The following is a 26,223-nucleotide window of genomic DNA, read 5'->3' on the forward strand; positions in this document are numbered from 1 at the left end:
TCGATCGACTGCATCTGTTGCCGAACTGCAACGACTGTCCGTCTCTTCATGCCGCCTGCCGCCAGCGGCAACTTGCACGGTTCGCGCGCGCATATCGTCTGATGAACATCCACGCGCGCCCTTGTGCAAGCGCCTGATACACCGGACTCAAGCGCGCCTGCGCCCCTGAAACCGCGGTTCTTCAAGGCCCTGGCGGCCAATTCGAACCGAAAACACGCCGCCTGCATGCGGCTCGCGCGCGAGGGCCTCCTCCTCCATTTCCTCGCGCGCGCTCGTGACATAAAGCGTGTCCAGAAGCGCACCGCCGAGCGTAACGCAGCTTGGCTGCGCTGTGGGAATCTTTACGCGCTCGGTTTCGACGCCGTCGGCGCCATAACGCACCACGCGCTCGCCGCCCCACTGCGCGTTCCAGAGGCCGCCTTCCGCGTCGACGGTCGAGCCGTCCGGCACGCCGGTGTCGTCGGTGAGCGTGACGAAGGTACGCTCGTTTGCAATCATTCCGTCGGCGCCGTAGTCGCAGGCGCGAATCTCGCGCGTGAGCGTATCGGTGTAGTACATCGTCGATCCGTCCGGGCTGAACGCGATGCTGTTCGAGATCGCGGGCGCGGGCAGCGGTAGACGTTCGAGCGTGAGATCGTGGTTCAGACGATAGAAACCGCCGATGGCTTGCCTCGGCGTTCCCTCATACTTCGTGCCGAACACGAAGCGGCCCTGGCGGTCGCAGCGTCCGTCGTTCAGGCGCGTCGGCACGCCGGGTTCGACTTCGACGATGGTTTCGATCGCGCCCGTCTCCAGGTCGAAGAACGCCAGTTGCGAGGCGAGGCCGAGGAGCAGCGTGCGCTCGTCTTCGCACAGCGCGAAGCATGCGAGGCGCTCGGGCATCTCCCACGTGACGTGTTTGGCGCCGGACGCATTGGCGTCGTAGCATTGCAGGCGTTTGCCCGAAATATCGACCCAATAGAGCCGGCCGCTGCGCGCGCACCACGTCGCGCCTTCGCCCAGCTCGCATTTCGCGTGGACGAGCAGTTCCGCCACCACGTCGTCCGCGCTCATGCCCAGCCTCCGTCAACGACGATGTCCTGCGATGTGATCATGCGGCTGTCGTCTGCGGCGAGGAAGAGCGCCATGCGCGCGAGGTCTGCGGGCAGCAGCTCCGCGTCGATGCACTGGCCGCGCTTGATGGACTCGCGGCCTTCGTCGGTGAGCCACAGGCGGCGCTGCTTCTCAGTCATCACCCAGCCCGGCACGAGCGAATTCACGCGGATGCCGTACGGGCCGAGGTCTCTCGCGAGACCGCGCGTGAGACCCTGCACCGCCGACTTGCTCATCGTGTAGACCGGCATTTCCGACTGCTTGAGCATCCAGCTGATCGAGCCCAGATTGATGATCGAGCCCGCGCGTGCGGCCTTCATGTCCTCCGCCACGGCCTGCGCGGCGAACAGCTGATGCCGCAGGTTCACGGCCACGCCAGCGTCGAACGACTCGGGCGTGACTTCGGCCAGCGTATGGCGTTTGTCGTTGGCCGCGTTGTTCACGAGCACTTCGATTAGGCCGAGCGCCGCCTTCACATCGGCGATGGCGGCGCGCAGCGCCGAGATATCGGTGAGATCGGCATTGGCGAAGAGCGGCTTGTGGCGCGAATCGCCGAGTTCGTCGGCGAGCGCCTGGCCCGCGCTCGCGTCGATGTCGAAGAACGCCACGCGCGCGCCCTGCGCGGCGAAGTGCTCGACGAACGACGCGCCGATGCCGGTCGCGCCCCCCGTGATTAGCACCACCCGGTCGGTCAGGCTCGGATAGCGCGCGTAGTTTTCGTGCGCGTGGCGCGTGAGCGCGTTAGCGGGCGAATTTGCGTTGAGCGACATCGTTTTGGTTTCCTTATGAAACTGTCAGCAAACTCAATCGCGTGCGCCGCGGTTCTTGAGCTGGTCGAGCAGCACCGCCGCGAGCAGGATCGCGCCGCGCACGAGGTACTGGTAGAACGCGTCGATGTTGAGCAGGTTCATGACGTTCTCGACCGTGCCCATGATCAGCACGCCGATCACCACACCCGAGATCGTCGCGCGGCCGCCCAGCAGCGAGACGCCGCCCAGCACGCACGCTGAGATCACGTTCAGCTCGAAGCCTTCGGCCGCATTCGGCTGACCCGACGTGATACGCGAGGCGAGAATCACGCCCGCGAGCGCCGTGACCGCGCCCTGGATCAGGAAGATCCACACACGCGTGCGCTCGACCTTGATACCGGCGAGACGCGACGCTTCCGGATTGCCGCCGATGGCGAGCGTATTGCGCCCGTACACCGTCTGATTGAGCATCACGCCGAACACGATGAAGCAGATGAGCGTGACCCAGATCGGCAGTTGCACGCCAAAAAGCGAGGCCGTGCCCATGGCGATGAACGTGTCCGACGACACACCCACGGCCTGGCCGTGCGAGACGATGAAGCCGAGGCCGCGCACGATTTCCATCGTGGCGAGCGTGGTGATCAGCGCGTTGATGCGCAGATACGCGATCACCGCGCCGTTCACGAAGCCGATCGTGGCACCCGCCGCAACGGCCGCGACGATAGCGAGGAACGTGTTGTTCGTCGCGTTGAGCACCATCGCACAGAGCACGCCCGCGAATGCGACGATCGAGCCCACGGAAAGGTCGAAGTCGCGCGAGGCGAGACAGAACATCATCGTGCAGGCCACCATGCCGATCTGCGAGACCGACAGTGCGAGGCCGAGCATGTTCTCGATCGAGAAGAAGTGATCGACGGTCAGCGACATCACGATGAACATGATCGCGAAGATCACGATCAGGCTGTACTCGGTGATCTGCTGCCACCACTTCTGCTTGTCGGTGGGACTCGGAATCAGTGCGTCGGCGACGCTCTTGGCGGCGCTGTTGGCAGACTCCGCCGCCAGGTTTTCTCTTGCTTGCATTTCAGTCACTCCTCCCCGTCCACTCATGCGGCCCTGGCCTGCGTGCGCTTGGGCAGCGCGAGGTCAAGCACCGCGTGTTCGCTCGCCGCGCTGCGCGGCAACTCGCCCGATATACGGCCTTCGCGCATCACCACGATGCGATCCGACACGCCGAGCACTTCCGGCAACTCCGACGACACCATCACGATCGCGCAGCCGCGCGCGGCGAGCTGATAGATCACGTTGTAGATTTCATGCTTCGCGCCGACGTCGATGCCGCGCGTCGGTTCGTCGAGAATCACGACCTTCAGGTCGGGCTCGGCGAGCCAGCGCGAAAGAATCGCTTTCTGCTGGTTGCCACCCGAGAGAAAGCGGATTTTCTGGCGGCGGCTCGGCGTCTTGATCTTCAGCAGCTTGATGAAGCGGTCCGCCGTTTCCGCCTCTTTCTTGCGGTCGAGGAACATGCCCGCACGCAGAAAGTGCCGACGGCAACTGATGTTGATGTTCTCCGAAACCGTCGCCATCGCAACGATGCCCTGCTCCTTGCGGTCTTCCGGGCACAGCACGATGCCGTGGCGAATCGCGTCGCTTGCGCTCTTTACGCGAATGGTCTTGCCGTCCAGCTCGATCTCGCCCGCGCGCCGCTTGTGCGTACCGTAGATGAGCTGCATCAGCTCGCTGCGCCCCGCGCCCACGAGCCCGAAGAAACCGACGATCTCGCCTGCCTTCACCTCGAAGCTCGCCGCCTCGTTGAGCGGATGCCCTTCCACGCCGCGCACGGCGAAGCGCACGCCGCCGTGCTCGCGCGGCGAATAGTTGTAGATGTCGCTGATTTCGCGGCCCACCATTTCGGCCACGAGCGTTTCGCGCTTCACCTCTTCGAGCTTCTCGTGCGAGGCGACCTTGCGGCCGTCGCGGAAGATCGTGCAGGCATTGCACAGCTCGTAGATCTCGTCCATGCGGTGCGAGATGTAGATGAGCGCGCGATTGTCGGCGCGCAGCTCGCGCACGAGCTTGAACAGCACCTCGGTCTCGCGGTGCGAGAGCGAGCTGGTCGGCTCGTCGAGCGCGATCACGCGCGCGTTGCGCAGCAGCGCCTTGCAGATTTCCACCATCTGGCGCTGCGCGATGGAGAGCTTGCGCAGTTTCGCGGCCGGATCGAGATCCACGCCCATCGCAGCAAGACGTTCGCGCACGAACTTGCGCGCCTCGCCGCGCTTCACCCAGCCGAGCGCATTGGGCAACGCGCCGAGCAGCAAGTTTTCCGCGACGGTCAGGTCAGGCACGTACTGCAGTTCCTGGTGAATCACCGCGATGCCCGCGCCAATCGAGGCCGCCGCATCGGAGAAGTGCACGTCGTTGCCGTCCATCAGGATGCGGCCGGAATCGGGCTGATACTCGCCGCCGAGAATCTTGAGGAGCGTGGACTTGCCCGCCCCGTTCTCGCCCATGAGGCCATGCACTTCGCCTGCGTTCACCTCGAACGACACGCCGTCGAGCGCACGCACGCCTGGGAACACCTTGCCGATATTGTCAAAACGCAGTGTCGCTGACACTTCGGTTTCCTCTCATTCGATACGCTGCGGGCGCGGCCTTCACGCCCTTCATACCCGTCGGCCTTGCCGGCCGCCCCGCAGCGGGAAACACCCTAAACCACTTCTATCCAGCGCTTACTTCGAAGCGAGACCCATCTGCTGACGCACGCTCTCCACGTTGTCGCGCGTGGCCAGCATGCCGGTCGTCAGCGTGAGCAGCGGCGGTTCCTTGCCTTGCGTGATCCACGTGTACATCAGGTCCGAGGTTTCCTCGCCGTGGCGCTTCGGGCTGATGATGACGGTGCCGTAGAAGCCAGTCGGCTGCGGCTTCTTGAACTCGTTGAGCGCCGAGTCCGAGCCGCCGATGCCGATGCCGATCATGTTGTCGGCCTTGAAGCCACGGCCTTCCGCCGCGCGCACCGTGCCGAGCACGGCTTCGTCGTTCAGGCCGTAGGCCACCCAGTGCTTGTACTGCGGGTTCTTCGTGAGCGCGATGTTGGCGGCGTTGAAGGCGTTTTCCGTGTCCGTCTTGGCCTGCGGCGCGGCAATGATGTTCGCCTTCGGGAAGCCCGCGGCCACGAGCGCGTCGGTCGCGCCGCTCGTACGGTCATGCGCCGTCGGCAACTGCTCGTAGGTCACGTCGATGGCGCCGACGTCCTTCATGTCCCAGCCGCGCTTCTTGATTTCGGCGGCGATGCCGTCACCGACCTGCTTGCCGATGTTGTACGCCGAGATGCCCATGTGCGGCACCGACTCGATCGGCTTGCCCGCGCCATCCACGAGGCGGTCGTCCACCGTCATCATCTTGAGGTTGTCGGCCTTGGCCTTGGCAACGATGCCCGGTCCGAGCTTCACGTCAGGCGTGCAGATGATGAAGCCCTGTGCCTTTTGTGCGGCCAGGTTGTCGATCGCGCTCATGACCTTCTCACCCGAGGGCGCGCCGATCTTTACCAGCGTGAAGCCCTTTTCCTTCGCGGCCGTTTCCGCGAACTTCCATTCGTCCTGGAACCACGGCTCTTCGGGCTGCTTCACGAGGAAGCCGATCTTCACCTGGTCGGCGGCCTGCGCGACGGGCGCTTGCGCGAACATGGCAGTGGCGGCTGCAGCCACCAGCGTCAGAAAGATGCGTCGTTGCATGTTGCTAGTCTCCTGTCTTCTTCAGTCACGGGAAGGGTATCGGCCGCCTCTTCTTTTACCCGCCGATGCGCGCGGCCAGCGCTCCGGCGGATTCCTGCGTATTCGTTCTAACCTCGCGTTCCTTCGTGCTGCGAATTACTTTTTCAATGCCCTCATTCGTGATGGAGCGCCGTGCGGCCGCCATCTATCGTGATACAGCTCGCGTTGATGAACGGCGCTTCGTCCGAGGCGAGGAATACCGCAGTCATCGCGACTTCCTCCGGGCGGCCGATGCGTTTCATCGGCGGCAAGTCGAGCGTGGCCTTGCGCGCCGCTTCCGGATCGGGCTGCGCGTTCCACCAGTCGTGCGTGAGCTGCGTTTCGATGTAACCCGGCGCGATGGCGTTCACGCGCACGTTCTTCGGCGCGTACTCGATGCCGAGCGCACGCGTGAGCCCGATTACGCCGTGCTTCGCCACCGGGTACGGGAAGCAGCCCGGAATGATCTGGAATGCGTGCGTCGAAGCGATGTTGATGATGCTGCCCGCGCGGCGCTCCACCATGCCCGGCAGCACCGCGCGGCAGCCGTTCCACACGCCGTCCAGATCGACGGCGAAGCAGCGGCGCCAGTCGTCGTCGGTCATCGTCAGCGGGTCGGCGAACACGTTGATGCCGGCATTGTTCACGAGCACGTCGACCGGGCCGAAGGCGCGTTGCGCTTCTTCCACGGCGGCGCGCAGCGAGGCGGGCTGCGTCACGTCGGTTTGGACGGCGAGCGTTCGCGCGCCTTCGCATGCGTTCGCAATCTCGCGCGCCGTCGCAACGGCCGTCGCGCCGTCCAGTTCCGCGAGCACGACGGCGGCGCCCTCGGCCGCGAACGCGCGCGCGATCGCCGCGCCGATGCCGCGTCCGGCGCCGGTTACGAGCGCGACCTTGCCCGCGAGGCGATTCACTTCTGCGCTCCTTGCACAGCTTTCCAGCCTTCGATGAAGGCCAGCGCGTTCGCGCGCGTGGCCGCCGCGTCCTGACCCGGCTTGTAGAGCGCGGAGCCGAGGCCGAAGCCGCTCGCGCCCGCGGCCAGCTGCGGGCCCATGTTGTCCGGCTTCACGCCGCCCACGGGCAGCAGGGGCACGATCGGCGGAATCACGGCGCGCCATGCCTTCGTGACGGCCGGCCCGAGCTGCTCGGCGGGGAACATCTTGAGCGCGTCGGCGCCGTGCTTGAGCGCCGCGAAGGCTTCGGTCGGCGTGGCGACGCCGGGTACGCAAGCGAGGCCCTGGAGCTTGGCGGCGAGGATCACGTCGGTGTCGGCGTGCGGCATCACGATCAGTTCGCCACCCGCTTCGCGCACGTCGCGCACGCGCTCAGTGGTGAGTACGGTGCCCGCGCCGATCAGCGCGTCGTCGGGCAGCGCCTGGCGCAATGCCGCGATGCTGTCGAACGGCTGCGGCGAATTGAGCGGCACTTCGATCATCCGGAAGCCCGCGTCGTAGAGCGCGCGGCCATGCTCGGCGGCCTCGGCGGGCTTGATGCCGCGCACGATCGCGACCATGCCGCACGCGCCGAACGCGGCGACGAAGCCGGCGTGTGGCGTGTACGGGGCGGGCAGGTTCAGTTCGGGTTCCATGTCGGCTTCCTGTTGCTTGGCTTCGTGTCTGGTTCGGTTCAGCGGGTTTGCAGCGGGTTCGCAGCGGGTTCGGTTGATCGGCACGCGTTTAGCGCGGCGCGACGAGCCCGGCCTGCACGGCGATGCGCCAAAGTCCGTGTTCGGTCGCCTGACGCACGAGATGCGCGCCGCTGCATCCGAATGCGGCAAGCGCCATGCGGTAACGCTCGCATAACGCCTCGGCGCCGATCAGCTGCGGCGCGCAGCCGGCGAGCGCCACGTCGCGCCGCGCCAGCGCCGCTTCGAGGCCCGCCAGCTCGTGCCCGATCACGAGGCCCGAGAGATAGTCGGGCTGCTCGTCGGCGGCGAGCTGGGCCGTGAGGCCGAGCGTGCGCGTGCTGAACGCCGTGGCCAGCAGTCCGACGCAGCCCTGCTCGCGCGCCACGCCCACGCCGCGCAGGAACGCTGCGGTGTCGGGCTCGACGGGATGCTTCATCGTGCGGCCGAGGATCGTATGCGCGCACAGCGCCGCGTAGACCTCGCCCGTCATGAAGGTATAGAAGCGCGCGATGCGCTCGCCCTCCACCACTACCCATTTCGCGTGGGTGCCGGGCAGTCCGACGAGCGCCGTTTGCGGCTCAGACTCGTCGCCCGTTGCCCCAAGCGCGCCAAAAATTTGCGTTTCCTCGCCGCGCATCACGTTGGGCAGCGCACCCGGCTCCAGCACGCCCGGCACCACGGCGACTTCGGCGCCGCACGCGGCGCTCACGCGCACGATGCCGGCCACCAGCGCCTGGGCGCTCGCGGGCGTTTCGACGTAAGGCGCCTGCACCCAGCCCTGGGCGCTGCCGACCATCCCCGCGGCCAGCACCGGTAGCGAGGGCGTTTGCGCGAGCCACACGCCGCACGCTTCGTCGAAGGCGGCGTCGAACCCGCCTTCTTCGGCGGGCACGGGCAGGTTCATGATCCCCGCCGTCGAAACGCGCGTGGCGATCACCTTGCCCGCCGCATCGAACAGATACGCGCGCAGCGAGGTCGTGCCCCAGTCGAGCGCGATGAGCGCGGCTTCGCGAGCGGTCGCAGCGTCGCTGGCCGCGCCGCTTACAGGCTTCTCGCGTGCTTTCATCGACGAATCCTGCGCGTGGTGGGCTGCGGCGCACGCCAGCCCAGTTCCTGCGAAATCGCGCGCGCCTCGCGCTGCACGACTGGAATCAGTTCGTCCATGCGCTCGAGCGGCATGTAGGGAATCGTGCTCGCCACCGAAAGCGCCGCCACGATCGCGCCGGAAGCGTCGCGCACCGGCGCCGCCACGCAGCGGATCGAAATTTCGTTCTCCTCCAGATCGAACGTGTACCCGCCCGCCGAGTAAGTCGCCATGCGCTTGAGGAAGGTATCGGGTTCGAGACTGTGATCGGGACGGAAGCTCACGCCCGCGAGCGTGCGGCGCGACGCGTCGAACAGGTCGCGCCACGATTGCGGGGCGAGGTCGAGCATCATTGCCTTGCCGATGCCCGTGGACGCGAGCGGCATGCGGTGCCCCACGCGCGAGCGCATTTCGAGGCCCCGCTGGCCGGGAATCTTGTCGATGTACAGCACGTCGTCGCCGTCGCGCACGCCGAGGTGGATCGTATCGAGCGTTTCGTCGGCGAGCGCCTGCAGATGCGGCCGCGCAACGGCCGTGAGCGGCATCTGCTCGAGCGCGATGGTGCCGAGTTCGATGAGCTTCGGCCCGAGCAGGTAGCCGCCCTGCACCTGGCGCAGGTAGCGCGCCTGCACGAGGCTCGAAACGAGACGGTGCGTGGTGCTGCGCGTCGTGCCGAGCACCGCGCCGAACGAGCGCAGGTCGCGCACGCCGGCGGCGGCCGCTTCGAGGATCGCGAGGCCGCGCAGGAGCGTCTGGGTGCCGGCCTGCTGCATCGAGCCGTCGAGCAACGTGCTCGCGACGCCGATTTCATCGGTGGCGGGGCGGGCTTTGGGCTGCGCTTGCGCGGAGGTTGCCGCGGCGTTTTGCACGGGCGCGGCCTCGTCGGGGAGATTCGCGGCGAGTGTGGAAGACATCGCTTTGTTCATGGCGAGGGCGATGAAAGGAGACGATCGAAAGGCGCGTGCCGTCAGGCGGCGCGCGAACCGTGCTTCGGGAGACGGCCCGGCGCGTGGGCGGCCGGTACTCGGACAGGTAGCGGCGGGCGGCGCGTGGCCGCGCAAAGCGCTGGCTGAAGCATGGCGAACGTCTCCTTTGCGGTCCGGTTCGCTCCGCGTCTTGCGCGTGCGCCGGATTTATCTGGGTCTGCCGACGATGTTTGCCGCGCGGTGCAGTCGCGGCTTATCGGATGGACTGGATTGTAGGCAGGTTTTTTCGAGTTCTCCAATATGTGATTGGGTCGCTCATATATTGGGAAATTTGACCAACCATCCCGTATCGGCTGATCGGCTTAATGAGGGACGGAAGCTGTTCTCGTCGAACTGCGCATCGCCGCCGCCCCTCGCGACGGCGGCACGCAAGAAAAAACGGCTGCCGGATAACTCCGGCAGCCGCTTCCTGTCACGCAACGAGCAACCGCGCTGCGCCCTTACTTCCCGGCCGGCGCCTTGTAAGCCACGCAGTCGACTTCGACCTTGCAGTCCACCACCATGCTCGACTGCACGCAAGCGCGCGCCGGCGGATGCTCGCCGAAGTACTCGCGGAACACCTTGTTGAACGAGGTGAAGTCACGCGCGTCGTCGAGCCACACGCCGCAGCGCACCACGTGCTCCGCGCCATAGCCCGCTTCCTTCAGGATCGCGAAAAGATTCTGGATGGCCTTGTGCGACTGCTCGACGATACCGCCGCTGATCACCTCGCCGCCTTCCATCGGCGTTTGGCCAGAGACGTACAGCCAGCCATCGGCTTCCACGGCACGCGCGAACGGCAGATGTTGTCCGCCCTGGCCCTTGCCGCCTTCCGCTCCAATTCGTTTCATCGTTTGCTCCTTTGAGATCGTGCGGCGCGCGCAGCTTTTTGGGCCACGTGCGCCGGGTGTCGAAATTCGATAGATAAAGCCTGTTTAAAAGGCAGTCGCCTCGGCCTGCGCCTCGCGTTTGCCGCGCGCGACGAAATGGCCCGCGCGCTCGCCCGTGGGCTGCCCGTCGCGGTACGAAAGCACGCCATTCACCCACACTGCGTCGATGCCCTCTGCCACCTGCTGCGGCTTCTCGAAGGTCGCCGCGTCGCGCACGCGGGCGGGGTCGAACAGCACGAGGTCGGCGTGCCAGCCCACATGCACCTCGCCGCGCTGCGAAAGACCGAAGCGCCGCGCCGAAAGGCCTGTCATCTTGCGCACCGCTTCTTCGAGCGGCAGCAAGGCCGCGTCGCGCGCGTAGTGCCCGAGCACGCGCGGAAACGCGCCCCACAGGCGCGGATGCGGCAGCGGATCGTTGGGCAGTCCATCCGAGCCGACCATGGTGGCCGGATGCGAAAGAATGCGGCGCACGTCGTCTTCGGACATGTTGTGGTACACGGCGCCCGCCGGCTGCAGACGCTTGCCTGCTTCCTGCTGCGACACGCCCCACTCGGCCGCGATGTCCTTGATGAGCTTGCCCGCCTGCTCCGGGTGCGGCGTGGACCACGTGATCGTGATGTCGATGTCGCCCGTCACCTGCTTGAGATCCAGCGTCGAAGAGCTGCGGCTATACGGATAGCAGTCGCAACCGACCGGCTGATACTTGCGCGCGCTTTCGAGCGACGCGAGCACCTCCGTGCTGCGCCCCCAGTTGGAAGGGCCCGCGCATTTCAGATGCGAGATCACCACCGGCACGCGCGCATGCTGGCCGATGTGGTACGCCTCGTTCATCGCTTCGAGAATCGCGTCGAACTCCGTGCGCATGTGCGTCGTGTAGAGCGCGCCGGCGGCGGCAAGCGGCTGGGCAAGCGAGGCGACCTCTTCGGTCGATGCCTCGAACGCCGAACCGTACGCGAGGCCCGTGGAAAGGCCGAGCGCGCCGTGCGCGAGCGCGTCTTCGAGTTGCGCGCGCATGGCCGCGATCTCGTCGCCGGTGGCGGCGCGCTTCAGGTCGTTCATGTGGTTGTTGCGCAGGGCCGTATGGCCGATCAGCGCGCCCACGTTCACGGCAGGCCGCGCTGCGTTGACCGCGTCGACGTACGCGGTGAAAGTCGGGTAGCTGAACGCGTCGCGCTCGCCGAGCAGGTTCATCGGGTCTGGCGGATCGCCCTTGAGCGTCACCGGCGACGCGCTGATCCCGCAGTTGCCGACCACCACCGTCGTCACACCCTGGCTGATCTTGGGCAGCATTTGCGGCGCGCGGATCACGTGCGTATCGTCGTGCGTATGGACGTCGATGAAACCCGGCGCGAGCGCGCGCCCGTTGGCCTCGATCACCTCTTCCGCGAGCCAGTTCGACAGGTTGCCGATTGCGACGATGCGTCCGTCGCGCAGCGCCACGTCGCGCTCGACGGGCGGCGCGCCGGTACCGTCGTAAAGCATGGCGCCGACGATCAGCGTGTCGGCGGCTTCGGGGTGCGAATGCATACGCGTCTCCTCAGGATGGCTCTTAGTCACCGAGCGGCTGGCGTTCGCCGCCGCCGCGATGCGCGTCCAGCGTGTGCTTCATGCGGCGCAGCAACTCGCGGCTTTCTTCGGGTTGCGCGAGCGCCAGCTCGGTCACGAGCACGTCGAGTGCCATCATCATCGCGTAACGTGACGACGACGGCTTGTAGATGAAATCGGTCTCGCTCGCGACGATCGGCACGAGCCAGTCGGCGAGCGCGGCGAGCGGCGAGGCCGGCGCGGTGAGCGCGACGAGCTTCGCGCCGTAGTCGCGCGCGATGCGACACGCGTCGACGAGTTCGGGCACGCGCCCTGTTACGGAAAGCGCGACGACCACGTCTTCGGGCGAGAGCGTGCTCGCCACCATGCGCTGCAGCAAGCTGTCCTGGTACGAAGCCACCGGACGGCCAAGGCGCACCAGGCGAAAGCGCATTTCGTCGGCGAGCGCGCTCGAGCCGCCGCCCATGCCGAACACGTAGATCATGCGGGCCTGCGCCAGCGTCGCGGCGACCTGCGCTAACGGCGCCTGGCAAAGCAGCTCGTGGTTGCGCGCGAGCGCCGTGTGAATTTCGTCGTAGACGCGCGTGGCGAGCGGTTCGGCTTCGCCATTGGCATTAGCATTGGCGGCGCGCGGCTTGCCCTCGCCTTCGGAGGCGCCGGCGGGGCCGCCGCGCAGGAAGCGATCGCCCACGGCGGCCGCCTGGGCGAGCCGCAGCTTGAGTTCGCGCACGTCGTGGCAGCCCACCGCCTTCGCAAAGCGCGTAACGGAGGCAACGCTCACGCCCGCGCGCTGCGCCAGCTCGCCGATGCTCGCGCGCGCGGCGCGGGCAAGATCGTCGAGAATCAGCGCGGCCACGTCGCGCTCGGCCGGACGCAATTCGGGCACGCTTTGCGCAATACGCGCGACGATGTCGAAGCGGGCCGGATCGGCGGCGGTGTTCATTGCAGGGGGTCTGTTAATAAATAACAATTCACGAAGCGATGTTACTTTGTGTACTATCTCCGAGTCAACGCTGGTTCGTAAGACTCCGGCGCAGCTGGGACGCATGAAGCATATGGAGCGAAGGGAAATGAAAGTTACAAACTATCAGAGCGCAACGATCGACCCGAACAGCAAGGGCCTCGGCAACGTACCGGGCGCGAGCGTGCCGCTCGGGGACGCAGGGCGCCTCGAATGGAATTTACTCGAAGAAGACGTGAGCCTGCCCGCTGCGGTGCTTTACGCCGACCGCGTCGAGCACAACCTCAAGTGGATGCAGGACTTCGTCACGCGCTATGGCGTGAAGCTCGCCCCGCACGGCAAGACGACGATGGCGCCGCAGCTCTTTCGCCGCCAGATCGAAACAGGCGCGTGGGGCATCACGCTCGCCACGGCGCACCAGACGCGCGCCGCCTACCGCGGCGGCATCTCGCGCGTACTGATGGCGAACCAGCTCGTAGGCCGCCGCAACATGGCGATCATCGCCGAGCTGCTCAGCGACGCGAGCTTCGAGTTTTTCTGCCTCGTCGATTCGGTGGAAGGCGTGGAGCACCTGGGCGAGTTCTTCCGCGCGTCGGGCCGCACGCTGCAGGTGCTGCTCGAACTGGGCGTGCCGCGCGGCCGCACGGGCGTGCGCGACGCCGACACGCGCAACGCCGTGCTCGCGGCGATCGCGCGCTATCCCGACTCGCTCAAGCTGGCGGGCGTGGAAATCTACGAGGGCATCCTCAAGGAAGAAAGCGAAGTACGCACTTTCCTGCGCGACGCGCTGAACGTCACCCAGGAACTGGCCGCCGCCGGTCGCTTCGCGCGCACGCCCGCGCTGCTTTCGGGCGCGGGCTCGGCCTGGTACGACATCGTCGCGGAAGAGTTCGCGCCGGCCACGCAGGCAGGCACGATCGACGTGGTGCTGCGCCCCGGCTGCTACGTGACGCACGACGTGGGCGTCTACAAGCAGGCTCAGTCGCAGATCCTCACGCGCAACCCCGTGGCGCGCGAGATGGGCGTGGCGCTCCTGCCCGCGCTGCAGCTTTGGGCCTACGTGCAGTCGATTCCGGAGCCTGGCCGCGCCATCATCGGCTTCGGCAAGCGCGACGCCGCATTCGACGCGGGCTTTCCGGAGCCGTCGCGCCACTATCGCCCCGCGAATGGCGGCGTGCCGCGCGAAGTGGCGGCAAGCGAAGGCTGGGAAGTGTTCCAGATGATGGATCAGCACGCCTACCTGAAGATTCCGGCGGGCGCGGACCTCAAGGTCGGCGACATGATCGCGTTCGACATCTCGCACCCCTGCCTCACGTTCGACAAGTGGCGCCAGGTGCTGATGGTCGATGCGAAATATCGCGTGACGGAAGTGATCGAGACGTTCTTCTGAGCGCGGCGTACATCGGCGCGGGCTTAGCCCGCTTCGGGCTCGGCCACCTTAGCCCGAGCGAGCGCAGCTGCCGCCGTGGCCGCCTCGCCGATGCGCGCCTCCATCATCCCCAACGCGCCCGATAGCGCCGCGAGCGCGTCGTCGGGCAGCGACATCGTCACGTTCAGGAACGCGTTGCGGCGCGGCAGGCCCTCTTCGATCACGGCGCGGCCGGTGTCGGAAAGCGTCACGTTAGTGATGCGGTTGTCGCGCTCGTCGGCACGGCGCGCGATCCAGCCGAGCGCCTCCAGCGCCTTCAATTGCCGAGTGAGCGCGCCCGGGTCCACACGCAGCCGCTCGACGAGCCGCTTTTGCGACGACTCGCCGTCCTGCTCGTACAGCGCGAGCAGAATGCGCCAGCGCGGCAGCGGATGCCCGACCTGCGCCTCGAACGCCGACATGAATGCCCGGTAGGTCCTTCCAAACTGCTGCACGATGGCGATGCGATCCTGAATTTCCATGCTTTGTTTTCCTGCCGGCTTGATTGCCGCGCGTTTGCCGGTGTCCGTGCCGGTACCCGCCAGGGGCGGAACGTCTCAATCCGCGTGAATCACGGGCTCCACCTTGCGCTGCAGCTTGACCGGCGGCACACGCCGGGTTTGCCAGATCGACACCACCGCGATCGCCGCCGCCACGGCAATGCCCAGGTGAATCGCGCCCACCAGCGCCTCGCGCGCGGCTTCGAGCAGCGGCGCGCCATTATGCCCGGCGTGTGCCAGATCGGCGATCAGCGAAGCCTGCGCGTCCCGGTTGATGAGGATCTGCGGGTCGGCGAGTTGCGGCAGCCAGTGCGTGGCGTGATCGGCGTCCAGTGCGCGTTGCACGCCGCTCGAATAAAGCTGCGTGACCATCGTGCCGGTGAGCGCCGTGCCGATCATGCCGCCGATCATCCGCAGCGACTGCAACAGCGCTGTGGCGATGCCCAGATGCTCGCGCCCCGCGGTCTGCTGCGCGAACACGGTGAGGTTCGGCATGACGAAGCCAAGGCCGATGCCGGCCACGATCATGAACGCCATGAGCAGGCCGCGCGGCGTGCTGCGCGTGGCGAGCGCCACGGCGAAGCAGGCCACCGCGAGCATTGCGAAGCCGATATAGAGCATCAGGTTCGGATTGCGGATGCGCGAGACGATGCGCCCGTTCGCGATACTGCCGATCGTGATGAACACCACGAGTGGGGTGATGACGACGCCCGCTTCCTTCGGCGTCATGCCGAAGCCGCCCTGGAACAGGAGCGGCGCGTAAAACAGCAGCGAAAACATCGTGAAGCCGCCCAGCACGGCGAGCGTGAAGAGTGCATTTAGACTCGCGTTGCGGAACATGTCGACGGGCAGGATGGCCTGCGGGCAGCGCCGCTCCCATTGCCAGAGCGCCCAGCCGGCCGCCAGCGCGAGGGCGAGCAGGCCGATGGCGGAAGCGCTGAGACCGTGCCCCGGCAGGCGCTCCACGAACAGCTGCAGGCTGCCGAGCGCGACTGCGATGAGGAGCGCACCTGGCCAGTCGAGCCGCATGCGCGCCTCGTGCGCGACGTGGCGCAGATGGGGCAGATACTTCCAGACGAAAAACAGCGAAAGCAGGCCAACTGGCAGATTCACGTAAAACACGGAACGCCAGCCGTAGTACTGCGTGAGAAAGCCGCCGAGCGACGGCCCGATCGCGTTGGCGATACCGAATGCGGAACTCATGAGCACCTGCCAGCGCAGGCGCACGACGGAATCGGGGAAGAGATCGGGAATGCAGGCGAACGCCGTGCCGACCAGCATGCCGCCGCCGATGCCTTGCAGCCCGCGCGCGATCACGAGGAACAGCATGCTGTTGGCCGCACCGCACAGCACGGAAGCGGCGGTGAAAACGACGATCGACGCGATCACGAACGGCTTGCGCCCGTAATAGTCGCCGAGCCGCCCGAAAATGGGGACGGTGATGACCGAAGTGAGCAGATAGGACGTGGCGACCCACGCGTAAAGCTCGAAGCCGCGCAGTTCGGAGACGATGGTCGGCAGCGCGGTGCCGACGACGGTCTGGTCGAGCGCGACGAGCATCGTCACGAACGAGACGCCGAGCATCGCGAGCAGCGACTCCCGGAACGGCAGAACCTGCCCGCTCGAATGTTGGGCAGCGGTATGAACGGCCATTTTTTGATCCAGCAACGATTGACGCGTCAAGGATTGATCATCATAGCACGGCGCGATCCACTACACTGGGGCGTCGAACGGCGGCGATGCCCCGCCGTCGTTGCTGAAAATCCGGGAGCGCAATGGAACCCACAACCGAACCCACAGCCGCAGATCCGGCCCGCGCGGTCGCCGCCGCGGCCTTCACCGAGACCGATCTCGAAGCGCTGCGGCGCGCCAAACATCAGCTCGAAACGCCGCCGCTCGGCATGAAGCTCGCGGCGATCGTGGGGGCGCCGGTGGAAAAGTTGATCGCGCGGCTACCCGGCGTCGCGAACGACAACGTGACCGACGCGACGCAAACCGCGCTGCGCAAGTGTCTGCAGCTCGCACTGAAGACGCTCGGCAAGCAAGGCGCCCTCTCCACGGCCGAACCGCGCACGAGCACAAAGCCGAGCAACCTGCTGCACAAGTTCGCGGTGGCGACCACGGGCGCGGCGGGCGGCGCGTTCGGCCTGTTCGCGCTGCCGGTCGAGTTGCCCGTCACGACCACACTGATGTTTCGCTCGATTTGTGACATCGCGCGCAGCGAAGGTGAGAATCTGGCCAGCACCGACACGCAGCTGCAATGTCTGACCGTGTTCGGCATGGGCGGCCGCTCGGCCGCCGACGACGAAGCCGACTTCGGCTATTTCATCGTGCGCGGCGCGCTCGCGAAGGCGGTATCGACGGCGTCGTCGGAAATGGCGACGAAGGGCTTCGCCGCCCACGGCTCAACGGCGCTCCTCAAGCTCATGCAGACCGTGGCCGCGCGCTTCTCCGTGCAGGTGAGCGAGCAGGTCGCGGCGAAATCGATACCGGCCATCGGCGCGGTGCTCGGCGCCATGGTCAACACCGTGTTCATCGACCATTTCCAGCAAGTGGCGCATGGGCACTTCACCGTGCGCCGGCTCGAGCGCCGCTACGGCGAAGCCACCGTGCACGCGGCCTATGACGCGATCGACGTCTCGCTCGATTGAGGCGGCTGCGGTTTCTCGTCGCCGCGCGCCGGCACAGAGGTCACGCGGCGCACGAAGCTCGCGGCGACGTCGAGCGTGCGGCGCGCTTCGGGCATGAACGGCGCATAGATCGGCCAGATGTGCGGCATGCCGCTGGCGATCTCACACTCCACCGCCACGCCGGCGGCGCGCGCGCGCTCGGCGACGCGGCGCGTGTCGTCGAGCAGCGTTTCGGAGCTGCCCACGAAAAGGCTGAGCGGCGGCAAGCCGCGAAAGTCGGCATAGAGTGGCGACACGTAGGGATCGGTCGCACTGGCCGCGCCGAGGTAAAACGGCGCGATGCGCGCGAATACCTCGCCGCTGAACATGGGATCGCGCCCGTCGTTCTCGCGTATCGAAGCGCCTGTCGCCGCAAGATCGGTCCAGGGTGAAAAGAGCACGGCGCCGGCGGGGAGCGCGTCGCCTGCGTCGCGCAAGGCGACGAGCGTCGCAAGTGCAAGGCCGCCGCCCGCCGAGTCGCCGCCAATCACGAGCGAGCCGGGCTGCGTTCCTTTTGCCAGCAATTGGCGATACGCGGCCAGTGCGTCGTCGAGCGCGGCGGGAAACGGATGCTCGGGCGCGAGGCGATAGTCGAGCGAGAAGATATCGGCGCCAGCGCGCTTGCCTAGACCAAACGAAATCGCGCGCTGCGAGCGCGGCGAACAGAAGTAATACCCGCCGCCGTGCAGATAAAGGAGCGTGCGCTGCGCGGGCGAGCGCTCGCGGATGAGCCACTCGCCGCGCATCGGGATATCGGCGGCGTCGTACTGTTCGCGCAAGCGCCAGCCGTTCGGCACGCCCGGCGTCCAGATGCGTCTCGCCGTCAGCATGCGCACGCGTGCGACGTTGATCGACTTGCGCGTTTGCGGCAGAAAAGTGCGGCGCAAGAACCTGCAGATCAGCCTGCTTTGCCAGCTCATCGGCTCAGCCCTCCGCAGCACTCAACCCGGCCTCAACCAGCGCGGCGGTCGCTCGATAGCGTCCTGCAATCACACGTCGATCGCGGCAACGCGCGGCGCGCACAGGACGGCGAGTGAGGCGAACGATCGAACGCCGGTCAATTGGCGGGCAGCACCTGGCCGCGAATCTCGCCTGACGGGTTCTGCGCCGTATGAATGTTGAAATACCACTGACCGCCCATCAGCTGGGTGACCTGCTGCTCGTTGAGCGTGGCGGAACCCTTGATCGGACTCGCCAGTTCGCCCTTCGGAATCGGTACCTGCACGCCAGCGTTCTGTCCGACCGGCGCCGGGCCGTGGAAGTGCGCGGCCGCCGCCGGGCCGGAGAGGCCTTCATAGGTAATCGTCCAGTTCAGCGTTTTCGTGGACGTGTCGAACGTGGCGTTGAGCATGCCGTGGCCCTGGCTCACGCGCGGCGGGACTTCGCTGGACGGTTCGAGATCGGCCTTGAGCGCGACCGTGTCGGCATACGCGGCGCTGGAGGCGAGGACACACAGAGCGAGAGCGAGCTGCAGCGGACGAAGCAAATTCATGGAATTTCTCCTGTTTTTGTGGCGCGCTGCACCAGAAGGCGCAAAACCGCGCTCTCACATGCTAGAGCAAATCCGCTGGGCGCGTCCGCTGCGCCGATGTCGGCCCAACGTAAGCTGCCTGCAATAAAAAAAAACGCTGCAAGCAGCGCCCTTCAACCCAAGTACTACCTTCCTGCCGTCCGGTGTACAACGCCACCGAATTCCTAGAAGCGGTGACGAAGACCCGTCGTGATGATCCCCTGGTTCTTGCTCGACGAGACGCCGCCGTCCGACGTGTAGCCGACTTGCGTCAGGCCCACGGCGTTCGCGCCTGCACCCCACATGCCGACACCTTCGAGGTACACGTCGGTGCGCTTCGACAGCGCGTAGTCGGCTTGCAGCGCGAACTGGTGCCAGTGCGCCGAGTTGCTGCCGTTCGCGTCGAGCACCGAGCCGTTCGCGTTCGTGTAGGTGTACATCGCGCCGATGCCAAGAGCCGGCGTCAGGTTGTAGCGGAGATTGCCTTCGATGTTGTTGAAGCGCAGCGAATTGCCGAGCGGGTCATTGACGCGCGACTGCGTGAACACGACGCCGCCGATCATCGGACCATAGGTGTAGCTTGCCCCCGCCCCCCAGTTGCGCTGGCGCTCATTCCCACCGAGCGCGCTGAGCACGCCGAGCGTGTTCGCAATCGGCGAACCCTGGACGGCGCCGCCGCCGTTGGCATTCACGCCGTTGATCTGCGTGTAGGCCGCGCCAAGACGCAGGCCCTGGTATGCGTAGCTCATGCCGGCGCTATACGCGCGGTTGACCGCGAAGCCGCCAGCCTGGTTCGAGAACGCGTAGAGGCCGCCGAACTGGAAGCCCGAGAGGTTCGGGCTTGTGTACTTGACCGAGTTGTTGAGCGAGAACGTGCCGTTCAGGTCATCGTTGTCGAGCAGGTGCGCCGTGTAGGTGCCGCCCCACGTGCCCACCGCGGTGAGCGGACCGACGTAGTCGATCATCGAGTCGAACTGGCGACCGAAGGTGAGCGTGCCGTACTGGTCGTGCGTCAGACCGACGTACGCCTGACGATTGAACAGGCCGCCGTTCAGTCGGCCGTTCGCGACGTCAAAGCCGCTTTCGACGGTGAAGATCGTCTTCAGGCCGCCGCCGAGATCCTCGACGCCACGCAGGCCCCAACGGCTCGCCTGAACGTTGCCGCTCGTCATCGCGAAATTGCGGTTGCCGTTGATGTTGGTCGTGTAGGTAAGACCCGCATCAACAATACCGTAGAGCGTGACGCTGCTTTGCGCGTACGACGCCGATGCAAAAGTCGCAGCGACTGCCGCCGCGATAGCCAGTTTCTTTTTCATATGCTTCCTTCGATGCAAGGCCTTTCGGCGAACCTGAATGCCGTTGCCGGCCTCACGCCGGCATGGCGAATCCGCAGCGCGGTGAATGAAGCGCCGCATTGATTTGCATAGCGAAGTTTATGGGCGCCACTATTGGCGAAGCACCCGCCACCTCGACAAAAGCCTTTTCGAATTAATCGAATTCGCTGGCGACAAAACCCTCAAACCCTTGCGACTCAAAGCTCCCGACTTATCTTGTTTTTCTCTTTCCCGATTCGGTATCCCGATAAAGCGTTGCAGTCTGGCAACACCCCCAATTCGGGATAAAGCATCATTCGGACGAGTCCCATTCCGCTCGCCCGACGTGCATCGGTAATATCCGTCCCGGCAAACACCAGTCCGTCTCTTCCAACTTCAAAGTTTTCATCGCAGCACCCATCCCCCGTGTCCACGCTCCCCAAAAACATGAATCAGCTTCAGGCCATGCGCGTGTTCGTCAGCGTTGCCGAGCACGGCTCGTTCGGCCGCGCGGCGATGAGTCTGAACATGTCGAACGCGGTGGTCACCCGCTACGTGGCGTTGCTCGAAGCCCATCTGGAGACGCGGCTCATCAACCGCAACACGCGCAGCGCGTCGCTTACCGAAGCAGGCGCCGCCTATGCGCAATGCTGCCGGCAGGTCCTCGACGATCTGGCACGCATCGAAACGCATATCGCGCATGGCGTGTCGGTGCCGTCCGGTACGTTACGCGTCGTTGCGCACGCATCGTTTTCGCTGCACGATCTCACGCCGATGTTCAAGTGCTATCTCGACGCGTTCCCGAAAGTACGACTCCTGCTGACGCTGCTGCACCGTCCGGTCGACTTGATCGAGGAAGGATTCGACGCCGGCATCGTGGCGCCCCGTCAGGTGAGCGGCGGCACGCTGATCCGCCGCCCGCTTTTGAGCGTCGCGCCGGTCGCCGTCGCCTCGCCCGCCTACCTCGCGAGCCGTGCGGCGCCGCAATGCCCCACCGATCTCGCCCGCCACACGCTGCTTGCGCCTTCCGCCGATATTCACGGCAACGAATGGCACTTCGAAGGCCCAGGCGGCGAGCGCAAACCCGTGCTGATCGAGCCGGCATACGCCGTGAACAATTCGGTGATGCTGCGCCAGGCCGCGATCGCGGGGATGGGCATCACGATCCTGCCAGCAAACCAGGTGGGCGCCGATCTCGCAACCGGCCAACTCGTGCGCGTGCTCGCCGGGTGGGAGATCCGCGACGCCGACAAGGAACTCTCGCTCGTCTACCCCGGCCGCCGCCACGTTCCGGCAAAAACACGCTCGTTCGTGGATTTCACCGTCGAATGGTTTCGCCGGCACGACACCGCCGCAGCAAGGGCGATTACCTGCACTTCCTGTAATAGTTAATTGATCGAAATTATCTCGATTTCTCGTCGCGCGGCGACTAAGCTAGGAACTGCGAGAAGTGACTCTTCATCGAAGGGTCTCCAAGCTTGAACGCGGCTTCGGCCGCGTTTTTTTTCGCCCGCTTTTTGCCCGCTATTCTCCTGCGCCCATCGATTTCCTGATGTAGATCATTCACGCGAGCAGCGCGGCCTGCTGCTCGATTCCAACCAGCATCGCCTGACAAGTGCGCATGAGCGCATAACCCTCCTCACGCAGTTGCCCGGCAGTGTGACTGTTCATGTGACCGCGAAACGTTTCGAGCTCGGCGAGCAGCGCAGGGTATTGCAGCACGCCCACCGCACCGGCAAGCCGGTGATGCCATTCGCGCAGGCGCGCGACGTCGGCTTGTTCGAGGAGCGGCGGCAAGGCGTCCAGGTCGTCGCGCATCGCCGAAACGAACGAGCCGAGCAGTGTCTTCACGGTCGCCTCGCCGCCCCAAACCTGGATCATGTGCGTGAGATCCAGCGGCTCGAACGTCCGTGCGTTTGCAGGCTTTTCCGCGAGCTTTCCGCCGCAACCGCCGCGCCCCTGGGAAGCCGATTTCGAGGCCCCCAACGCTGTTTGCCCCGCCCCTTGTCCGTTCGCGCCTGCCTCGCGCGTGGCTTCGTCCTGCAGGGTGCGCTGCGTGCCCTCCGCGCCGAACCAGCGCGCGAGATGCTCGCGAAGCGTGGCCACGCGAGTGGGCTTGACGAGGCAATCGTCCATGCCCGCTTCGCTGCACTGACTCATGTTCTCGGGCGCCGTGTTGGCCGTGATGCCGAGTATCGGCAAGCGCCGCGCGCCGTGCGCCTTCTGCTCCATTTCGCGTACACGCCGCACGAGATCGTAGCCCGATACGTTGGGCATATGACAGTCGGTGATCAGGCAGGCGTATTCACATTCGGCCAGCGCTTCGAGCGCCTTCGCACCGTCGTCGACGACGTCGCACGCGAAGCCGATCAAGGCCAGTTGATGGCGGATCAGCTCCTGATTCACGGGATGGTCCTCCGCCACGAGGATGAGGCGGCCGGCAGCGCGTTCCTGCTCGCGATCGGGTGTCGGGAGTGTCGTTTCGACATCGGTGGCGGGACGCGATGGGCTGGCAGCCTTGACCGGCAGCCCCGCCAGCGCCAGCGCGCAAACGGCGCTCAAGCCCCGCCAGGACAATGGGTTGACGCTCACGCGCACGCCGCTCTCGGCCACGCGATAACCGCTTGGCTTCGGGTTGTCCGTCAGGCAAAGGACAGGCGCACCGAGTTTGCCCAACCGCCCGGCCAGCGCTTCCGACACGAACACCAGATCGGCCTTGTCCGCGCTCGCGGCGCGGGCGAGGTCCGCTGGCGCGACGCGACGCATTTCCATGCCGAGCGCCGAGCCGAAATGCATCAATGTGTCGGCCACGCTCGCGTCCTCGCACGCCACGAGCGCGCGCTTGCCGCGCAGCCCGGCGGCCGCGCCGCTACGCACCTCGACGGGCAATTCGATTTGCAGCGTCAGGCAGGTGCCGCGATCCACTTCGCTCTTCAGTTCGAGCGTGCCGCCCATCAGTGCCGCGAGCTTGCGGCAGATTGTGAGGCCGAGCCCCGTGCCGCCGAAGCGTCGCGTGGTCGAGGTCTCGGCCTGCACGAACGGCTCGAAGAGCTGCGCCTGCGCTTCGGGCGCAATGCCGATGCCCGTGTCGGCCACCGCGATCGACAGCCGCTGGCAGAGAGGCGCGCCGCCGTGGGCGTCGACATCGCGTGCGCGAACGTGCACGCTCACCTCGCCCGCCGGCGTGAACTTGATCGCATTGCTGAGCAGATTGAAGAGGATCTGCCGCAGCCGCACGCTGTCGCCGCGCAACTGCGCCGCGACGTCCGGCCCCACATCCACGCGCACCTTCAGCCCCTTCTCGTGCGCACGCGCGGCCAGCAGCCCGACGGCGTTGTCGACGAGTTCACGCACGTCGAGCGGCTGCGAGTCAATGACGAGATGGCCCGCCTGGATCTTCGAGTAGTCGAGCAGATCGTCGAGTATCTGCAGCAGCGCCCCCGCCGATTCGTGCACCATGTCGACCATTTGCGCCTGGTCCGGGTTCAGCGGCGTGCGCTCGAGCACTTCGACGAGACCCAGCACGCCGTTCATCGGCGTGCGGATCTCGTGGCTCATCATGGCGAGAAAATCGTCCTTCGCACGAGAGGCCGCCTCTGCGATATCGCGTGCGTGCTCGAGTTCGTCTGCGCGCGCGTGCTCGACGCTCGCATCCAGCGCGTAGCCGCTCCAGACGATCGCGCCGTCTTCGGCGCGGCGCGGCGCGAACTCCGCGCGCACCCACACGAACCCGGCCGCGCCCTGAAAGCGGAACTCGGCGTGCACGGGTATGAACCGGCGCGCGGAGCGTTCGAGCCGCGAGGCAAGGCGCGCGCGATCATGTCGACCCACCCGCGAGAGATCGACCGAATGAGCGCGGCGAAGCTCCTCCACGGTGTCGCCAAGGAGCCGCTGCGTGTCGCCGCCAATGTACGGAAACGAGTAGCGGCCGTCGGGCGAGCGGCGCAGCTGGAACACGATCGCCGGCAGCGAACCCGTCACCTCCGAGAGAAGCCGCTCCGAGTCGCGCTCGCGCAACTCGGCGCGGCGAATGTCGGTGACATCGATCATCGTGCCGAGCACACAGAACGGCGCGCCCTGCGGGTCGCGGCACAGGCGCGTCCAGAAAATGCCATGACGAGCCTCCCCGGACGCGTTCTCCAACGTCAACTCGACGCGCTGGCACTCCCCCTCGACGATCGTGAGCCGGTAGAGATCGTCCATGCGGCGGCTGTTTTCGGGACCCCACGCCATCACGGCCGAACCCGTGCGCCCGAGCACCCGGGCGCGCGCGAGGCCGGTCGATTCTTCGTAGGCGCGATTGATCGCGAGATAGCGGTTTTCGAGATCCCGTGCGCCGAGCGGATACGGGATCATCTCCATCATCGTGTCCTGCAGTTCCACCTGGCGCGCGAGCACCTGCTCCGCGCGCCGTCGCCGGTGCATCTCTCGCTGGAGCAGCACGTAGGCGCGCAGCGTGACCAGCAGCAGCACGCCGAACACGATCAGGAGCGGCAGGAGCCGCAGCGCGTTTACAGTCCAGCCGCCGGCCTGGGTGGAGACGGCAGCGGTCCAGCGATTGCGGATGCGCTGCTGTTCGACGTGTGGCATCGCGTCGAGCGCGCGATTGATGAGCCGCGCGAGCGGGGCAAGGTCGCAGCGCACGGCGAATGCCGTCGAATCGTCGAGACCCACCGCTCCCAGCACCTTCAGCGAGTCGAGATAGGTGCCGCTGAGCGGCTCGTCGAGAGCGGCCGCGTTGCCCACCAGCACATCGGCCTCGTGGCGACCGACCATTGCGAGACCCGCGTCGAGGCTTGCGGTACGCACGACCTGCGTACCCGGCAGCTCCCGCATGTCCGGCGTGTGCGGCGCCAGCACGATGCGGCGTCGCGCAAAGTCGGCAAGCGAACGCGCCATCGGCTCGTCGCGGCGCCCCACCATGACGAGCGGATAGTGCTCGAACGCTTCCGTGTAGGCCACGCCGGAGCCGAACACGCCATCGCCCAATGAGGTCGCGGCGAGCGCGATCTCGCCACGCTCCATTGCGTCGCCGGCGCTCGTCCAGGGAGAAATAGGCACTCGCTCGAAGGTAACGCCGAGGGTGAGCCCCAGATAGCCGAGATAGTCGGCGGCCATGCCCGACGGCTTGCCAGCCTTGTCCGTGAAGCTGAACGGGAGCCAGCCGCTGTCGTAGCCCACTTTCAGCGGCGACAAGGCGCGCAGCCACGCGCGCTCGTCGGCGCTCAGGCTGAACCCGGACGGCAACGCCTCTCCGGGCGCGTCGCGTTTGAACCAGCGTGCCCGCTCGGCCGCCGCCGCGGCAGGCCGCACGCCAGCAAGCAGGAGGTCCAGCCGATCACGCAGGTCCGACCTGGAGACCGGCACGGCATAACGCAACTCGCGCACGCGCTCGCGCTCCTCGAAGGCGACGCGCAGATCGCCGAATTCTTCGAGCGTGAGCTGATAGCGCGCCATGGGCGAAAAGCCTGCATAGACGTCGACCTGACCCTGAGCGACGGCGCGCAGCGCCGCCTGCGTGCTCGCGAAGGTTTCGAGGCGTGCCTGCGCGAAACGCTCGCGCAATACCGGTTCGAGGGCGTCGCCACGCTCGACTGCAAATGTCGCACGCGCGAGGCGCGCCGGCTGGGTCGCGAGCGCGGTGTTCCCGGCACGCGTGACAAATGCCGTGGTGCCGTTCAGATACGGCACCGTGAAAGCGAGACAGCGCTCGCGCGACGGCGTGCGCGCGACGCTCATCACGATGTCGATATCGCCTGCGCAGGCCGCCGCGAGCAACGCCGGCATGTCTGCAAAGACGCGCGGCTGAAGCATGACGCCGGCACCGGCGAGAAGGCGCAGATAGTCGGCGCTGAAGCCGGTGAGCGTGGCGCCGTCGAGCACTTCGAGCGGCGCCCGGCCCCCCTCCACCACGCCGACGACGAGCTCTCGCGGCAACGTCGCGGCGACCTGCCGCGAGAACGCGACGCCCTCGTTTATCCGCTCACACGAAGTCGCAGCGCTCGCCGCCGCCGCGGAGAACGCGAGCACCCCTGCCGCGGTAAGCGCGCCGAGGTAGGCGATCACGCACGCGAGTCCGCGCCCCCGCCACGATGCAGCCGGGCGCGCGCGAAGACGGAAGATACGGTGAATCGTCTTCATCGGCGCACGGCAGACTG

21 protein-coding genes are annotated in these 26,223 nt (G+C 66.4%); 3 read left to right on the forward strand and 18 right to left on the reverse strand.

Features of this window, described 5'->3' with window-relative positions; genetic code table 11:
• Positions 1-147 precede the first annotated feature (147 nt).
• The 12 genes from M3I56_RS02925 to M3I56_RS02980 all read right to left on the reverse strand — a co-directional run bounded on the left by M3I56_RS02925 (position 148) and on the right by M3I56_RS02980 (position 12,647).
• Positions 148-1,053, reverse strand: coding sequence for an SMP-30/gluconolactonase/LRE family protein (locus M3I56_RS02925; RefSeq protein ID WP_254352478.1), 906 nt, complete (start codon positions 1,051-1,053; stop codon positions 148-150).
• Positions 1,050-1,862: an SDR family NAD(P)-dependent oxidoreductase gene (locus tag M3I56_RS02930; RefSeq protein ID WP_254352479.1), complete on the reverse strand. Its 813-nt coding sequence runs from the start codon at positions 1,860-1,862 to the stop codon at positions 1,050-1,052. The genes M3I56_RS02925 and M3I56_RS02930 overlap by 4 nt, the downstream gene beginning before the upstream one ends.
• A gap of 33 nt (positions 1,863-1,895) precedes the next feature.
• On the reverse strand, positions 1,896-2,924 hold the full coding sequence (gene araH / locus M3I56_RS02935; protein ID WP_254352480.1) for an L-arabinose ABC transporter permease AraH: 1,029 nt from the start codon (positions 2,922-2,924) through the stop codon (positions 1,896-1,898).
• Between the two features lie 23 nt (positions 2,925-2,947).
• Positions 2,948-4,459 carry an L-arabinose ABC transporter ATP-binding protein AraG gene (gene araG / locus M3I56_RS02940; protein ID WP_254352481.1) on the reverse strand — a complete coding sequence of 504 codons (1,512 nt, stop codon included), beginning with the start codon at positions 4,457-4,459 and terminating at the stop codon, positions 2,948-2,950.
• 114 nt (positions 4,460-4,573) lie between these two features.
• Positions 4,574-5,575 (reverse strand): arabinose ABC transporter substrate-binding protein, encoded by a 1,002-nt coding sequence (locus tag M3I56_RS02945; RefSeq protein ID WP_254352482.1) that lies wholly within the window; start codon positions 5,573-5,575, stop codon positions 4,574-4,576.
• A gap of 152 nt (positions 5,576-5,727) precedes the next feature.
• Positions 5,728-6,507, reverse strand: coding sequence for an SDR family oxidoreductase (locus M3I56_RS02950; RefSeq protein WP_254352483.1), 780 nt, complete (start codon positions 6,505-6,507; stop codon positions 5,728-5,730).
• Entirely contained in the window at positions 6,504-7,181 is a 678-nt protein-coding gene (locus M3I56_RS02955; protein WP_254352484.1) for a 2-dehydro-3-deoxy-6-phosphogalactonate aldolase, read from the reverse strand. Before M3I56_RS02955 ends, M3I56_RS02950 begins: the two co-directional genes overlap by 4 nt.
• Before the next feature lie 88 nt (positions 7,182-7,269).
• Positions 7,270-8,286 (reverse strand): 2-dehydro-3-deoxygalactonokinase, encoded by a 1,017-nt coding sequence (locus tag M3I56_RS02960; protein ID WP_254352485.1) that lies wholly within the window; start codon positions 8,284-8,286, stop codon positions 7,270-7,272.
• A complete protein-coding gene (locus tag M3I56_RS02965) occupies positions 8,283-9,230 on the reverse strand; it encodes an IclR family transcriptional regulator (RefSeq protein ID WP_254352486.1) in 948 nt (315 codons plus the stop codon). The genes M3I56_RS02960 and M3I56_RS02965 overlap by 4 nt, the downstream gene beginning before the upstream one ends.
• Before the next feature lie 500 nt (positions 9,231-9,730).
• Positions 9,731-10,120 carry a RidA family protein gene (locus M3I56_RS02970; RefSeq protein ID WP_069269146.1) on the reverse strand — a complete coding sequence of 130 codons (390 nt, stop codon included), beginning with the start codon at positions 10,118-10,120 and terminating at the stop codon, positions 9,731-9,733.
• 84 nt (positions 10,121-10,204) lie between these two features.
• The gene (locus tag M3I56_RS02975) at positions 10,205-11,686 is read right to left on the reverse strand and encodes an amidohydrolase family protein (RefSeq protein WP_254352487.1); all 1,482 of its coding nucleotides are present in this window, start codon (positions 11,684-11,686) and stop codon (positions 10,205-10,207) included.
• Between the two features lie 22 nt (positions 11,687-11,708).
• Positions 11,709-12,647, reverse strand: coding sequence for a MurR/RpiR family transcriptional regulator (locus M3I56_RS02980; RefSeq protein ID WP_254352488.1), 939 nt, complete (start codon positions 12,645-12,647; stop codon positions 11,709-11,711).
• Between the two features lie 127 nt (positions 12,648-12,774).
• On the opposite strand from M3I56_RS02980, the gene M3I56_RS02985 reads away from it, so the two are divergent.
• Positions 12,775-14,055 (forward strand): amino acid deaminase, encoded by a 1,281-nt coding sequence (locus M3I56_RS02985; protein ID WP_254352489.1) that lies wholly within the window; start codon positions 12,775-12,777, stop codon positions 14,053-14,055.
• A gap of 23 nt (positions 14,056-14,078) precedes the next feature.
• On the opposite strand, the gene M3I56_RS02990 is transcribed toward M3I56_RS02985, so the two are convergent.
• Positions 14,079-14,555: a MarR family winged helix-turn-helix transcriptional regulator gene (locus M3I56_RS02990; RefSeq protein WP_254335741.1), complete on the reverse strand. Its 477-nt coding sequence runs from the start codon at positions 14,553-14,555 to the stop codon at positions 14,079-14,081.
• A gap of 75 nt (positions 14,556-14,630) precedes the next feature.
• A complete protein-coding gene (locus M3I56_RS02995) occupies positions 14,631-16,226 on the reverse strand; it encodes an MDR family MFS transporter (protein WP_254352490.1) in 1,596 nt (531 codons plus the stop codon).
• Positions 16,227-16,348: 122 nt separating this feature from the next.
• Between M3I56_RS02995 and M3I56_RS03000 the strand changes: the two genes are divergently transcribed.
• On the forward strand, positions 16,349-17,224 hold the full coding sequence (locus M3I56_RS03000; protein WP_254352491.1) for an EcsC family protein: 876 nt from the start codon (positions 16,349-16,351) through the stop codon (positions 17,222-17,224).
• Here the strand turns inward: M3I56_RS03000 and M3I56_RS03005 are convergent.
• The 3 genes from M3I56_RS03005 to M3I56_RS03015 form a co-directional block, all read right to left on the reverse strand.
• A complete protein-coding gene (locus M3I56_RS03005) occupies positions 17,194-18,162 on the reverse strand; it encodes an alpha/beta hydrolase (protein WP_254352492.1) in 969 nt (322 codons plus the stop codon). The genes M3I56_RS03000 and M3I56_RS03005 overlap by 31 nt on opposite strands.
• Before the next feature lie 137 nt (positions 18,163-18,299).
• A complete protein-coding gene (locus tag M3I56_RS03010) occupies positions 18,300-18,734 on the reverse strand; it encodes a CHRD domain-containing protein (RefSeq protein ID WP_035512124.1) in 435 nt (144 codons plus the stop codon).
• Between the two features lie 203 nt (positions 18,735-18,937).
• Positions 18,938-20,068, reverse strand: coding sequence for a porin (locus M3I56_RS03015; RefSeq protein WP_254352493.1), 1,131 nt, complete (start codon positions 20,066-20,068; stop codon positions 18,938-18,940).
• Between the two features lie 444 nt (positions 20,069-20,512).
• On the opposite strand from M3I56_RS03015, the gene M3I56_RS03020 reads away from it, so the two are divergent.
• A complete protein-coding gene (locus M3I56_RS03020; RefSeq protein WP_254352494.1) occupies positions 20,513-21,457 on the forward strand; it encodes a LysR family transcriptional regulator in 945 nt (314 codons plus the stop codon).
• A 171-nt stretch (positions 21,458-21,628) separates the two neighbouring features.
• Here M3I56_RS03020 and M3I56_RS03025 read toward each other — a convergent pair whose 3' ends face one another.
• Positions 21,629-26,206 carry an ATP-binding protein gene (locus M3I56_RS03025; RefSeq protein WP_254352495.1) on the reverse strand — a complete coding sequence of 1,526 codons (4,578 nt, stop codon included), beginning with the start codon at positions 26,204-26,206 and terminating at the stop codon, positions 21,629-21,631.
• Positions 26,207-26,223 lie beyond the last annotated feature (17 nt).

Origin of the sequence: Paraburkholderia sp. CNPSo 3281 (genome assembly GCF_024206515.1) — a bacterium.
GTDB lineage: Bacteria > Pseudomonadota > Gammaproteobacteria > Burkholderiales > Burkholderiaceae > Paraburkholderia > Paraburkholderia nodosa.